A 12105-nucleotide genomic window follows, 5' to 3' on the forward strand; every position below is an offset into this window, starting at 1 on the left:
GGATCAAGTGATCGGAATAAACCGAAACGAGCGATCGCAATCACCGAAATACGCACCGGTTCTGCCATGGCTTTCTCTGTCATTTCAATATTCATAATCACACCTGTTGCTGTGAGGGTAGTTGTCTAATTTTCCAAGCGATTCCTTGCGGGAATGACCTAGCGTAGCGATACACATTTCCTGCTTCTGTATCTTCAAACATTTTCTTCTTCACCTTGCCGTTTATCTTGTAGAACAAGATAAAGTCAGCAAACTTACTTATTGGGATATTTCGTGGCATGAGTTAGCTCCTCCAAGAACTGGAATTCGAGACGTACTAGGCCACCACACGGGTTAGCTAATATGTCCCGTGTTGGGTTAGGTTTATTGGGGTTTAGATGGGATCTATCCGTTGGTGTTTGTTGGGTTACAAACTCCGAGAGATGGGTTACTTCTTGAGAAGGGGTTGTATAACGTCATCTTGAAAAAGATGGTCTATACGAGCAATGATGCAGTCGCCTGCGTAACTATCTATTTGGGCACTTTTAGCTTTCAAATCATTGAATGATTGATAGGTATCAGTGAGTAAATTTGATGGTGGTCTATTGAGCAATTTAATGCGTCTGACAGATTTAATAAGACTGATCTCGATGTCTACTAAAGCTGACAGTTGTTCGAAAGTAGTCATGTGGTATCTCCATTTATTCAATGGTCAACAATGAGAGAAAATCACTAAATCAAAACTTGGACAATTGGCACACTGACGTAGCCAGTTCTGCATGATTTTCCAGTTAATTTAATAATTCCAGCCTCGACAAGAACATCTTCAATTCCAGTGTTTTCACTGTAGTTTTTGATGCAGGTTTCATTTGTCAGTAGGTTGGCATTACTAACACAGGTTGTTGCAACACAAATTCGTTCACCGGGAAAGGTGTCGTTGTTAATGTTGTCATCGGTTTCAGCAGCAATCAGCTCAAGCGCAATTACACCGTTAGCGTAATGACGTTTAGCAATGCAGCAATCAAAACCAAGGAAGTTAAGTACATTCATATCTGGACTCCAGTTATTCATGGGACTATTTGGTGTGTAAACAAGATTTGTATGTGAACGTTGGTAACTCAGAGAGAGTTATTAGGGGCAGTCAAAAGACTGATTACATTTCAGATGGCGTAATAACCAGTTGAGTTAGAGGAATTTCCTCGCTGCCCATTGGACAGTGTGTTACTCAGTTTGCCCTTGTACTATGGCAAAGTAATCAGTGACTGTTTCCAATTAGTCAGCTTATTTTGCTTGTTTTGAGTACGCGTGCTTTCTAACCATTGCAGATAGCGCACACGTACATCGTGACCGTGGGTTTCAGTCATTACCTATTCAAATCGATATAGTTCTCATGAAGATTGATGACTATTATCGCTGGACAATAAGTTTGAAACTTTTCTACGTCCCAAAGCGTGTGTCTAGGTACTACCAGAATCCAATACTGACCATAAAGATCAATGCATAGACTCAATCAACGTAATGACTGGAACGTCACATTGCCTCTAGTTATCTCTTCATGAACTTTCGGGCGGTGCTTAAAATTGACTAAAACTTCATACTCTTGCCCAAATTCAACATTGTCACCAAATGGACCTATAATAGCCTTTACATTTGTATCAACTGGAACCTCGATTACACATATTTTTATGGGCTTCGTATAACCATTTTTCAATGCGTGGTAAATCGCGATGTAAGGAGACAAAGTTGTAGACACAGGTTTGGTCCAGTCATCATTTTCATTTTCAGAACAGACACCGCGAAACAAAATCTGACCTTTGGCTAATGAAAGACCTTTCTCCTGTATTTCCATATCTAAATTAATGAAATCATCGACATTGAAACCTCTATAGTTTCTCTGAAATAGTTTAAATATCGGGGTATCACCGTTACTGGCCATACTCTCTTGCCATTGATTCAAAACATTTGAACTTTTAAGGAATTCTTCATACTTAATACATTCATTAGGTTTTTTGTGGGTACTAGGGTCAATGTGATATCCATAAAGCCCTGAAAACATGTCTAAACAACTTTCCAGACTACCGTCCCAACCAAGTAGCTCAACATCAAATTTATCTATGAGTACCCCCTCCATCGAAAAATATAAAGCACTTAAAAGTCACCTTGTTAACTAAACTCAACCAATCGAATAAGCTGGCGACTAGGTAAACTAGTTTGCCATTCGAGTAACTACTTCCTTATATATATGTCCATATCCCTCTGAACCGCGTCTCAGTAAGTAACTAAAATCTACCGGTCTTGTATCATAAACTTCGAATGTGTCATGAAAAGCGCTATCGCGACCAACAAATACTTTCTCCAAACAATCGTCAAACTGATCAGCAGTGATGTCGACAACAATAGTTTCATTCACCGTTAACCAAACATGGTTATTTTCACTGTACTCGCATTCCGGAGATGGACGTTTGCCGACTGACTGTACAACGTTAACAGCATATTTTTCTCTCAAATAGAGTCCCAAAATTACACTAGATACCTCACACGAACCTGAAGGAAACCTTTGAAGCTCAACATCAACATAGGTTGACTCTGAAACGACCTTCTTAATCACTTTCCGGACCAGGGTAGCCACTGTTTTTAGTTCTGATACTTGCACTTAATCTCCTTATCAATCATTAGCTAATTCCTTATATTGGGAATTTTTCGCGATTGAATTTCGTCTATGTTGCGGTCATCAAATATAAAACTCAACCAATATCAATCTATGATGTGTGTCGAAAGATAATATATTTGAAGAGCTCAAGAACTATCACTATCATAATTGCCATTCTTTATAATATTTTCAGTTAGTTAGAAAAGGAACTGGTGAATGAGAAGCGTTGTTAGTGATGATAAAATCACGGATTTTAGGGAGTTAGTGAACTCAAACTCTAGCTTTGTGTATCAAATCTACAAAGATAAAGGCGGTAAGAACCTTTTTAACCTCGTTTGCTCTGCTATGGATTGGATCACTGTTTCTGTTAGGCACTTAGAAAATGCACCTGAGTTTGACAAGAATATAGATAGTAGATGTATGCAGGTCTACTCTCTTATCTCTTCAATAGACCTCATTTTCGAGTCAATCAAACAACTCCATCGAGTGTTTATGAATGACAATAAAGATCCGTTTCATGGTGAAAAGAAATGCTTCAAAGCTCGCCTCTTCCCTAATGAAGATGACAATAATTACTTTAAAACTATCAGGGCGTGTTTCGGTGCTCACCCAGTAAATCTTAATCAAGAGAATTCAAAGCGATTCGCAAGTTGGCCATTTACAAGCAGTTTCAACACTGGCGACCTGAGTGTTCATTTGTACAGTCGAGATGTGGGTAAAGAGGACTTAACGTTAAACCTGAATATCAATGAGCTGTTCGAATTTCTCAAGATACGATATGAGTACCTAGATGTTATCGCTGATAGGATTGAAACGCTGTTTGTTGAGTACCAACACAAACTTTCAAAAGAAAAAATTGAGACTAAACCTGATCCTTTAGAACAACTCTATGTTCTTCGCACTGAGTCAGAAAAAAGATTAGATAACGAATACTATAATGGAGAGATTGATGACCTCATTATGATTTTTGAAGCGGAAGTAACTGACGCTGACCTTGTACCATTAGCTGATAAGTATAAAGAATCCCTCCTACCTCTGATTGAAGAGATTAAGACGAATCTACAAGAAATGAACATCGTTGACCTAGCAACCATTAGTGTACTGAGATTAAGATCTGACCTTAATAAAGAATTACGATACGAACTCGGAAAGTTCTACACTTGGGTTCACAGTGGTAGGTATGATCCGCTACTCGAATACTATTTTGAAAGGTTCGACGCTTCTACTGATGGTAAGTTCAAGTTCACCAAAACTGATGACATCAAACTTGCGTTTCTTAAAACAAAACTTATGCTCACTGAAAGGTGTGAATAAGTTGGCTTTGCCCTTTTCTTTAGCTGCTCAATACTTTTGAATATCAAAGTGACCTCAACATTACTGTTTCAACTTTGGACTGTATCTCATTAAGGGGCAAAGCCTTCTCAGAACACTGCTAAACCAAAATGGCAAACTCGCTCACGCCACTTGAACGGGAAAATCAAGCATGAAAGGTGAATGCTTTAACTGCACTCAAACTTACTATCATAAATGCCCCCTAGTGTATCGTCGGTTGAGTGTTAGGCAGCGAGTTCAGGTTGTGTTCAATTTGTTCAGCATCCGACATCTTACTGGCGATGTAGTGTTGGGTCCCCTCTTGTCGTGTTATCGGATCGATATTAATGATTTTGAGGTTGCCTGGAATGATGGCAGAACCAAATTTGGTAGATAGGTATTCGAGCTTATGAAAGATTTGAATCACTGCGGCTGCACAGTTGAGAGGCTTAACCTCTTCGAGATAATAAGTGTAATGATCGAGAGGATTGCTACGTTCTGTATGCTTTTCACAATATGCCTGCATGAGCTCCATAGTTAACGCACCAGTACCGCAAAATGGTTCATAGACCTCGTTATCATTGAGCCCCATCATTTGCTCTAAAAAATCGTCATCTTGATGATTGTTCATTCGTTTCGTCTTTGTATTCACACCTAACTCAATCAGAATGTCCCCGATTGGATCACTGTACCCATTAAGCATTGCATTGCTTAACAACTGTGCAAGCTCTACCACCCCATCTTGTACTGATTCTTTAGAATCTAACCTTGTAGTCACTTTGTGCTGATTAGTATGCGCAAAGGCCCAATAGAAGACAAAATCAGAGAAGGATTTGGAATGGCTGTCGTCAAGGTTCCAACTGGTGATGATATTCAGTGCTTGGTTGATCGTGTCCTGTTTATTCATGTGCGCTAACCCATTTAAGTTCTTGATAGTCGGTTAAAACGGTTATGCAACATACGAATGCGGATTTAGGAAGTATTTCAAAGAAATTGAAATTTAGGGTGAAGCGATATGGCTGGATGTGTCAAAGCGGATGGAAATGGTGGATGAAAAGCCACCGATCGGGTGACTTTTCATCTTAACTACAAGGTATGCAGCTACTTATTCAGGTAACGTGTCGAGAAACACATTTTACCTCCTAAGTCTTTTAAGCGGCCATCGAGTTCTTGACGACGCTTTTTTTCAGCTTCACAACTTTTGCAGGTTCCCATCTCACGCTGGCCATGTTTAGTGGTGCGCTTGACGTGCCAAAATTCTTTAGTGAGCGGAAAAAAGTGATTGCATAAGGTACATCGTTTTTCAATACCAATGGCAGTCAATTTCATTTTTCCTAGCTGAGAGTTTTTACGCAAAATGTTGTCAGTGATTGCAAAATGGCAGGTGTCTAGTGACATCGCGATATTGGCAATTGGTACTTCAAACTTTTTGGCAATTTCATTTATCGGCATATCTTCTTTGGATAACGCTTTAATTAAGATATGGTCGGTATCATCTAAATAGGTTGATTCCACGATAGATTCCTCCAATTTTGAGGGATCTATCCCTATGAGGGAAGATCCCTCACGGGTAGTGGTGGGTTGTATCAAGGTTTGGGGTTAAATGAAGTAACCTTGATATGGACAGCTCTCAGAAGCAGGGTAATCACTGTATTGCTTACCTTTTCTGAAACTGAATTTTAATGGGTATTTAACTGGTGCTAATTGCAGGTCAGTTCTCAAATGCGATGGGAGATCGTTTGGTCTAATTTCCTCGCCGTTCACGATAATGAAATCGGAAAAAGCTTGGAATTGGGTAAACTCGCGTTCAAGCAGTGCAGGGTTCACCTGTCTTAGCACATCCAACTCATTCTCTTTAATGAATAGATGGTTATCGTATTCAAAAGAGTCTAAGCCAAAGGCCAATTTTATCCCCAGAGTTCGGAGCTCATCGTCATCGTATGAGTTCGTGACTGTCGTTGGCAAATTATGTTTCGCTAACCATGTATAAGCATCAACACCTCCGAAAACACCATAACCTTCATAAGCCGGCTCATATATTGGGTCTTCGTTGTTTGGTTGGAGCATGTACACTGGACGACACTTCTCAGTACACGTATTAAAGATTGACTGTTTTGTGTCAGCGGTTTTGAAAGAAAAAAAGCCCATAATGTGTTCCTCTGCATAAGGTGGTTAACCTATGAGGCACACAACTCCCCTACGGGACGTATGCCCCAAAGGGAGTAAAAGGAAGATTCCTTTAAGATTGGTTACTTCGTTAAGAAGTCAGCAATAATGCTCATGGCATCTTGCGTATTTTTGATGACTGCTGCGGCGCTAGTGTCTCCGTGGTCCGAAGCGTCATACCAAATATCAGCAACAGCGCCATCTTGAAGAGCTTCAACCTCAGTTTTAGGCACAGTGCCGAGAAATGATTTCAAGATGTATAACGCTGAACTGTGCAATGTATCTGCACGGTCAGAAATCATCTTTTCAACCAACTCTGCGCTGATGTCTTCAACGGCTTCACACTTATTGTCTTCAATGAATTCGAGCAACTTGGCTTTATCATCGAGCAATTCAGAATCAATAACTTCACTAAGGTACGCGCCAGCGGCCTCAAGATAGAAGTATTTCGATGCTGTTAAGTTGTCTAGAAACTCCAAAACGGATCGAGGGGCTTCAACATCTTGCGATGTAGGTGTTAGTTCATTCATGGTATACCTCTTGAAATGAGGGGACCGCCCTAATGGGTATCGGACCCACAGGGGGTTAAGCTATAAATAGCTTCGCAATTAAGTCAGCTAAACTGATTATCCCTAAAAGAAATCCAATCAAACCTAAACGAAAGGAAAGCTTTACATTGAGATCTGGGAACGTCCAAAACCATCTTGTAATGTCCCACCAGTCAGCTGTATTCACAGACAAACGAACGTCTTTATTAAAGGTCACACCAAGTTCATTTACACCATCGTAATCGATAGCAATATATTCCTTGTTCAGCCCTTTAATCTTGCCGCCATTCCCCATGCAATATCGGATTATCCATTGACCATTCTCTTTGTTGGTGATTCGAATTGCCGTTCGTCTTTTTAGCTTTAAGCTTCCAAAACCAACACGACTGTTTTCGAATCGAACAATTGAATGAGACAGGCCAGAGTCTTCATCAGGCAAACGCAGAACACGTTGAGCAATCATAAAGCTGTGACCATCGTGTATTCGACGACATGGACGTTGAATATCTAAAGTTTTGCGATTCATCAGTTTGCCTCCGTCAGTTCAATCGAACGCTGAATACAAAGAGACATAAACGCAGCCATGACTGGATGATTTAGATCTTCGAACCAACGTTGCCATGACTTCCAGCTAGAGTTTTCATCTAAGCTACATTCCGCAAGAGCAGAAGAATGCACGCAAGCATGGCTCAGTAATTGAGTGACTTTGCGTACCAGTGTTTCTTGATATCGAATACCCGTCACATCGAAAGGAAGTTTGCACGAAAGCTGTTCGGCTTCTTCGGTTTCAATCGGAAAGATATCGTCATTTTTTATCAAGAACGCTTGATGACTTGCTTCAAAACAAAATGTCACGAAGTGTGGATTCACGCCTTTTCCAATTGGAAACAAGACACTGCCACAAGGCTTTACAACCCAGAGAAATTGGGTGGTTGGGTTATCACGGCGAGTACGATTCAAGCTACGCGCATCAGCTTCAATATCATCAATCGCAACGATTGGTAATCCGAAGGGTTTTGCTGCAGTTAAAAGCATATCTGAAGTGATCATATTCAGTTCCTCCAAGAACTATTAAGGTTTTGAAGGGACAACTTCCCACAGGGAAGAAAGTCCCTGCTAATGGGTAAGATGTAAGGGGTTGAGCTATATAGCTCTTTGCTTGACTAGACCTAGACTCGGGCTAGTCGTGCTGAATGCACGTTTGCCAAAAAAACGAATCGATAGTTCTTGAAACAGGTACATTTCAAACATCGACTCAGGGCTAAATGAGCAATATAACTTGCGAGTACCAAACCAACTTCTTTCCATGATGTCAGCACCAAAGCTGGATACAATCGATTCAAACTGCTTGAGTTTGTACTGATCTTCCCAGGTTGTAGGTTTGACGATCCAAAAAGACATGGAATGACAATAAGGCATAGCCTCATAACTCACTGCTTGCTTGAATGCCAATCGTAATGATTTAAGCCAGCCTTCAGGGGTTGCCCATCGACCATTAGGCTTTAAATCGCCACTTTCAACACTTCGGCACCATTCACATCCGTATTTTTGGAATAGTGAATACTCAGTGTCGACACCGCAATACATCCAATCTCGGGTGCGCTTTCCTGACTCTGTATCAACACAATTGGACGGACCAATTAAGAGTTGAAGCATGTACAAGTTATCCGTTGAGATGATCTTGAACCGTCTGAAAAGTTCGGCATCGATATCGTAATCGCTCATAGTTGAACAATTGATATTGAAATGTTTGAGTAGGAAATCTTTCTTTTGTTGACTTACTACATCTGCAGGACAGAACGTAGCAAATTTCTCATAGATGATTTCATATGACATAAGGGTTTCCTCCATAGGAATTGGGGATACAAGTTCAATGTCTTTGATTGACGTTGAGTTTGTTGGGGTTATGGGTAATTAAGGTAGTTCGATGTCAATGTCTGATTGCGAATCAACGCAACAAACAAGTATTTCACCGTCTTGCTTATATCCAATAGGGTCATTTAAGTAAGTAGGAGTGCCAGTAGCTTTGAGACGACAAGCGCCACAGTAACCATTTCGGCATTCAGAATTTACTTTGTATCCAGCTCTTTCTAGTGCGACAAGCGCCGTACAAGAATCAGTTGGAATGGGTGTGTTGTTAACTCGCATAATAAACCTCGAATAAATCTCCAGCAGGCATGCAAATACCAAGAGAACGACCGTTGTCCCATTGCATATGCAATGTTCCCATGTCGTCGATACGCTTGATTTGACCAAGTTCTCCTGCATCAATTGGATCAATATCGTTCATGTGAATCATCTTGATGACGTCACCAGGTTTAAGCGATTGCTTGATTGTTTCAGTAGTCGGGACAAATAAAGTCTCAGCCAGAAACCAGCAATCTGTAGCGAAGTTATCGTGGTATTTAGAATCTAAAAGAAATGGCACATCTAATAATCCATTTGATGTAGTTCGGAAATGTTCACGGCCAGTAAGCTCAAGAGAGGCGTTAATCCAACGAACAGCGCATTGCGAGATTTGTAGGTCCAACGGGTTATCGTTACAGATATAGCGGGTCATAGAAGACGTATAGTTTGCTAAAGCTGCATCAATGATAGAGTTGCGCATGGTAATTCCTCCAAGGAATAAAGGAACAAACGCAACCTATGGTAATAGGGTACGAACTGTTCCCTATGGGTAGGTTTTTGTGACTTGGGTATTAAAGTCAATGGGGACATGTCATAAGACAAGAGGATATTGCAACAGCATCCTAACTGGATGAGGAATAATCACTTTAATAAAGTGATAAATTTCTCGGGTAAATCAATTACAGTTAACATGAATTTCATCGTACTTTTGGCAATTACTGGCGGTATTTTCCGTGTTTACGAAGTACTTGTGTTCTAGTGACCTAATGGCTGAGTAGTAACCTTAAGGTTGATTTTCGTTTTACTGTGCCATCCTTAATTGGCACAACGGCTTTCACTTGCAATAAGCTCCACCCTAACCGCTCTGACTCTTCAAGGACGATGCATTCATAGGCAGCCTCAACTTCAGTCAGTGCATTGGCCATATCAGAGAACTTTAGCTCGGACAGCCCTTCAATGTTTTTACCATCAACCGTGTACCAAGACCCAGTGACCATAAGGTTCTCCTTCAGTGATTTTATTTATATCGTTATACAGCAACCGTGCATTGTCTTGAGCTTTTTGCGTTTAGACCAATCCTTGAGCGACCTAAAAGCAAAAAGCCTCCCCGAAGGAAGGCTAATGCGTATTTAAGCAACATCGTTAAATTCTCTATCGAGAAAACCAACCGGTGTCAGCTTGTTTTTGGCTAAGTATCCGATGAAATTCTGATATCCAGAATCACACCATTCATCAAGCCAATCTTGTGATTTTGCCAATTCCTTGATGGGACTCGGTGGAGATGCAATGGTCACTTTGCAGTGATTCATATTTTTCTCTACACGTTCCTTCAAAGAGATGGCAGCTCTGTCGCCTTCCGGCATGTCTTTTCCTTGTGTAAGGCGATCTTTGTCTTTAAAAATAACCAAATCGGTTACTTCGAAAGGAATATCGATCAGCTCCATCAAGGTAGAAGAGATACCTGACCAAACAGGAATACTCTCAGCATGCTGGCAAGCCAAACAGGTTTCAGGACCTTCTCCAACACCTAACACAATTCGTGTATTACCCATTTCATCTTTGCAGATTAAAGGCATACCAAACTGTATTGATGCACCGCGAGGATCCTCTATTGGTGACATTTGCATCTTAGGGTTATCAAGCAACGGTGATTTATCTGAGCCATCGTCATTCAAAAAAATTCGATGAAAAGCAATCGCCTCACCTTTCAAATTTTGAATGTATAAAACAATGCCTGGTAAATACACTTCGTTGCTTTGTGAGTCCCACATTTTAAGTTGTGAGTGAAACCCAACGTTGCAAGGTATTTGAATGTCACCTAATCCGCGAGATATTAGATAGTTCATACCTATTTCAGATTCAGTGACAGCAAATGCCTCATGTTCAACCTTTTGCAAAATCCATAGGCGTTTGCTTATATCTGCAGGACTAAGAACAGCTTTCTCTTCTTTTTGAGCGGCTACGGCTTTCACTTCTCGTTGAGAAATGTTGTCTGTAGACTCCCCCAAAATATCTAAGATAATGTCCATCGCCTTCGATTTATTACAATTTTCAAGCCAAGCGACCATATCAATACCATCACCAATACGACCCTTACCATTGTAATAACCGCCACCAGACTCGTTCCAATCTTTGTACAAGCGAAAGACAGTTTTGCCTTTGCCAGTGAATGGATCTGGTACAGCTTTAGAAACACCATTTGAAGACTTTCGCATCGCCTCAGTTAGTTCACCGTAACATTTGAACACTGAGGACCAGCCACCATGACGCATCACTAACGCATGTACATCTTGGATTTTTGATCTTCTGTAATTGCTCATTTTGACCTCCTAAAAGGGACGCTCCGAAGAGCGTCACTGTTACGTTTAACTAATTTCAATCGATGACAACAAGTTCTGTTGAATCATGTCATCCAACACAGCGGGAAGGTCATCAGCATCACGTATCACTTGATAATTTGGAATGCCTCCGTACCTTGATTCGCAAATATTGATTGACGCAACATCAATCCCTTCGGCTTTACATTGCTCTACCTGACTTTCGACAGCATGTGTATCAGCTGGACACCCATCGGTAACAACAAGTAATTGCTTTCTGCTTGCCAAATCGAGCTTTGTAAACTCTTGACGAGCAGCTAAGACAGCCTTATTGGTTTCAGTACCATCACTAGAGTCAATACCGATTCGCGGATAGCATTGCATCAAAGGTTCATTGAATGACTTTCCAACATAAGCCATCGTATTGAAATACAAGACTGATACTGGTACATCCAACTCTTCAAGTGCAGCTGCAACCGATAAGGCGGCTTTCTGGGCAATGTCTAATCGACAGTAGCCAGTTCGATCTCCAAACTCATTTGTAACAGGCACAGCCATTGAGCCAGAAATATCAATCGCAATAACGAATGAAGATTTATGAGTCTCAACGATATCCTCTGTATAGAAGATTCGACTGTTACCAGCAGTTACACCCGCAAGTAAATCACAGTCAAAATCACTACCAGATTCATCGTACATGATGGGTACAGCCTCTTTAGCCCACATCTGCGATTCGATAATACGTTTAATCGCACGAGCACCAGAGTTGATACTGCTTTGGATTGGCATTGATAACATTCGCCCATTTAGCTCTGGCGTGACGTTATAGTTACAAATGTCCTCATAGGATGCCGGATTCACTGAAGCATGTTTATTGATCGCTTGATCGATAAGCTCATGAAGATCGGCCAATGCTTCACCCAAGCGCTGAAAATCTTCATCACTGAGTGGGTTACGGGTTGAAGAGCCTTGAGAAGCGCCCTGACCAGCTGAACCGGAGCCCTGA

19 protein-coding genes are annotated in these 12105 nt (G+C 41.0%); 1 reads left to right on the forward strand and 18 read right to left on the reverse strand.

Annotated elements, in window-relative coordinates; translation table 11 throughout:
- Positions 1 to 97: 97 nt before the first annotated feature.
- The 6 genes from AB6E30_RS12705 to AB6E30_RS12730 all read right to left on the reverse strand — a co-directional run bounded on the left by AB6E30_RS12705 (position 98) and on the right by AB6E30_RS12730 (position 2632).
- Entirely contained in the window at positions 98 to 280 is a 183-nt protein-coding gene (locus AB6E30_RS12705; protein ID WP_136987171.1) for a hypothetical protein, read from the reverse strand.
- A gap of 147 nt (positions 281 to 427) precedes the next feature.
- On the reverse strand, positions 428 to 667 hold the full coding sequence (locus AB6E30_RS12710) for a hypothetical protein (protein WP_136987172.1): 240 nt from the start codon (positions 665 to 667) through the stop codon (positions 428 to 430).
- Positions 668 to 711: 44 nt separating this feature from the next.
- On the reverse strand, positions 712 to 1029 hold the full coding sequence (locus AB6E30_RS12715) for a hypothetical protein (RefSeq protein WP_136987173.1): 318 nt from the start codon (positions 1027 to 1029) through the stop codon (positions 712 to 714).
- Between the two features lie 191 nt (positions 1030 to 1220).
- A complete protein-coding gene (locus AB6E30_RS12720; RefSeq protein ID WP_276605648.1) occupies positions 1221 to 1343 on the reverse strand; it encodes a hypothetical protein in 123 nt (40 codons plus the stop codon).
- Positions 1344 to 1489: 146 nt separating this feature from the next.
- On the reverse strand, positions 1490 to 2035 hold the full coding sequence (locus tag AB6E30_RS12725) for a hypothetical protein (RefSeq protein WP_372050591.1): 546 nt from the start codon (positions 2033 to 2035) through the stop codon (positions 1490 to 1492).
- Between the two features lie 150 nt (positions 2036 to 2185).
- Entirely contained in the window at positions 2186 to 2632 is a 447-nt protein-coding gene (locus tag AB6E30_RS12730) for a hypothetical protein (protein ID WP_081231389.1), read from the reverse strand.
- A gap of 213 nt (positions 2633 to 2845) precedes the next feature.
- Here AB6E30_RS12730 and AB6E30_RS12735 point away from each other — a divergent pair, with 213 nt between their 5' ends.
- Positions 2846 to 3943, forward strand: coding sequence for a hypothetical protein (locus AB6E30_RS12735; RefSeq protein WP_086715510.1), 1098 nt, complete (start codon positions 2846 to 2848; stop codon positions 3941 to 3943).
- A 220-nt stretch (positions 3944 to 4163) separates the two neighbouring features.
- Here the strand turns inward: AB6E30_RS12735 and AB6E30_RS12740 are convergent, their stop codons facing one another.
- The 12 genes from AB6E30_RS12740 to AB6E30_RS12795 form a co-directional block, all read right to left on the reverse strand.
- Positions 4164 to 4847, reverse strand: a complete 684-nt coding sequence (locus AB6E30_RS12740) for a hypothetical protein (protein ID WP_154723916.1) — start codon at positions 4845 to 4847, stop codon at positions 4164 to 4166.
- A 194-nt stretch (positions 4848 to 5041) separates the two neighbouring features.
- Complete coding sequence (locus AB6E30_RS12745; RefSeq protein ID WP_081231386.1) at positions 5042 to 5455, reverse strand: hypothetical protein; 414 nt, start codon at positions 5453 to 5455, stop codon at positions 5042 to 5044.
- 84 nt (positions 5456 to 5539) lie between these two features.
- Positions 5540 to 6088 carry a hypothetical protein gene (locus AB6E30_RS12750; protein WP_154724110.1) on the reverse strand — a complete coding sequence of 183 codons (549 nt, stop codon included), beginning with the start codon at positions 6086 to 6088 and terminating at the stop codon, positions 5540 to 5542.
- 101 nt (positions 6089 to 6189) lie between these two features.
- Positions 6190 to 6636 (reverse strand): hypothetical protein, encoded by a 447-nt coding sequence (locus AB6E30_RS12755; protein WP_081231384.1) that lies wholly within the window; start codon positions 6634 to 6636, stop codon positions 6190 to 6192.
- 55 nt (positions 6637 to 6691) lie between these two features.
- The gene (locus tag AB6E30_RS12760) at positions 6692 to 7180 is read right to left on the reverse strand and encodes a hypothetical protein (protein ID WP_081231383.1); all 489 of its coding nucleotides are present in this window, start codon (positions 7178 to 7180) and stop codon (positions 6692 to 6694) included.
- A complete protein-coding gene (locus AB6E30_RS12765) occupies positions 7180 to 7704 on the reverse strand; it encodes a hypothetical protein (protein WP_081231382.1) in 525 nt (174 codons plus the stop codon). Before AB6E30_RS12765 ends, AB6E30_RS12760 begins: the two co-directional genes overlap by 1 nt.
- A 93-nt stretch (positions 7705 to 7797) precedes the next feature.
- Positions 7798 to 8490, reverse strand: a complete 693-nt coding sequence (locus AB6E30_RS12770; RefSeq protein ID WP_136987179.1) for a hypothetical protein — start codon at positions 8488 to 8490, stop codon at positions 7798 to 7800.
- Positions 8491 to 8568: 78 nt separating this feature from the next.
- Positions 8569 to 8802 (reverse strand): 2Fe-2S iron-sulfur cluster-binding protein, encoded by a 234-nt coding sequence (locus AB6E30_RS12775; protein ID WP_081231380.1) that lies wholly within the window; start codon positions 8800 to 8802, stop codon positions 8569 to 8571.
- Complete coding sequence (locus tag AB6E30_RS12780) at positions 8792 to 9262, reverse strand: DUF4314 domain-containing protein (protein WP_372050587.1); 471 nt, start codon at positions 9260 to 9262, stop codon at positions 8792 to 8794. The genes AB6E30_RS12775 and AB6E30_RS12780 overlap by 11 nt, the downstream gene beginning before the upstream one ends.
- A gap of 283 nt (positions 9263 to 9545) precedes the next feature.
- Positions 9546 to 9779, reverse strand: a complete 234-nt coding sequence (locus tag AB6E30_RS12785) for a hypothetical protein (protein ID WP_372103831.1) — start codon at positions 9777 to 9779, stop codon at positions 9546 to 9548.
- Positions 9780 to 9911: 132 nt separating this feature from the next.
- Positions 9912 to 11102: a toprim domain-containing protein gene (locus AB6E30_RS12790; RefSeq protein ID WP_102424207.1), complete on the reverse strand. Its 1191-nt coding sequence runs from the start codon at positions 11100 to 11102 to the stop codon at positions 9912 to 9914.
- Positions 11103 to 11147: 45 nt separating this feature from the next.
- Positions 11148 to 12105 (reverse strand): hypothetical protein (locus AB6E30_RS12795; RefSeq protein WP_372103834.1); only part of this gene is annotated, 958 nt, incomplete at its 5' end.

The sequence above is a fragment of the Vibrio sp. 10N.247.311.12 genome (genome assembly GCF_041467515.1).
GTDB classification, from domain to species: Bacteria; Pseudomonadota; Gammaproteobacteria; order Enterobacterales; family Vibrionaceae; genus Vibrio; species Vibrio crassostreae_C.

What these genes read in the sequence shown, in the direction of transcription:
- AB6E30_RS12705 (WP_136987171.1), bottom strand. Translation starts at nt 280, where the DNA reads ATGCCACGAAATATCCCAATAAGTAAGTTTGCTGACTTTATCTTGTTC.
- AB6E30_RS12710 (WP_136987172.1), bottom strand. Translation starts at nt 667, where the DNA reads ATGACTACTTTCGAACAACTGTCAGCTTTAGTAGACATCGAGATCAGT.
- AB6E30_RS12715 (WP_136987173.1), bottom strand. Translation starts at nt 1,029, where the DNA reads ATGAATGTACTTAACTTCCTTGGTTTTGATTGCTGCATTGCTAAACGT.
- AB6E30_RS12720 (WP_276605648.1), bottom strand. Translation starts at nt 1,343, where the DNA reads ATGACTGAAACCCACGGTCACGATGTACGTGTGCGCTATCTGCAATGG.
- AB6E30_RS12725 (WP_372050591.1), bottom strand. Translation starts at nt 2,035, where the DNA reads ATGTTTTCAGGGCTTTATGGATATCACATTGACCCTAGTACCCACAAA.
- AB6E30_RS12735 (WP_086715510.1), top strand. Translation starts at nt 2,846, where the DNA reads ATGAGAAGCGTTGTTAGTGATGATAAAATCACGGATTTTAGGGAGTTA.
- AB6E30_RS12740 (WP_154723916.1), bottom strand. Translation starts at nt 4,847, where the DNA reads ATGAATAAACAGGACACGATCAACCAAGCACTGAATATCATCACCAGT.
- AB6E30_RS12750 (WP_154724110.1), bottom strand. Translation starts at nt 6,088, where the DNA reads ATGGGCTTTTTTTCTTTCAAAACCGCTGACACAAAACAGTCAATCTTT.
- AB6E30_RS12755 (WP_081231384.1), bottom strand. Translation starts at nt 6,636, where the DNA reads ATGAATGAACTAACACCTACATCGCAAGATGTTGAAGCCCCTCGATCC.
- AB6E30_RS12760 (WP_081231383.1), bottom strand. Translation starts at nt 7,180, where the DNA reads ATGAATCGCAAAACTTTAGATATTCAACGTCCATGTCGTCGAATACAC.
- AB6E30_RS12765 (WP_081231382.1), bottom strand. Translation starts at nt 7,704, where the DNA reads ATGATCACTTCAGATATGCTTTTAACTGCAGCAAAACCCTTCGGATTA.
- AB6E30_RS12770 (WP_136987179.1), bottom strand. Translation starts at nt 8,490, where the DNA reads ATGTCATATGAAATCATCTATGAGAAATTTGCTACGTTCTGTCCTGCA.
- AB6E30_RS12775 (WP_081231380.1), bottom strand. Translation starts at nt 8,802, where the DNA reads ATGCGAGTTAACAACACACCCATTCCAACTGATTCTTGTACGGCGCTT.
- AB6E30_RS12780 (WP_372050587.1), bottom strand. Translation starts at nt 9,262, where the DNA reads ATGCGCAACTCTATCATTGATGCAGCTTTAGCAAACTATACGTCTTCT.
- AB6E30_RS12785 (WP_372103831.1), bottom strand. Translation starts at nt 9,779, where the DNA reads ATGGTCACTGGGTCTTGGTACACGGTTGATGGTAAAAACATTGAAGGG.
- AB6E30_RS12790 (WP_102424207.1), bottom strand. Translation starts at nt 11,102, where the DNA reads ATGAGCAATTACAGAAGATCAAAAATCCAAGATGTACATGCGTTAGTG.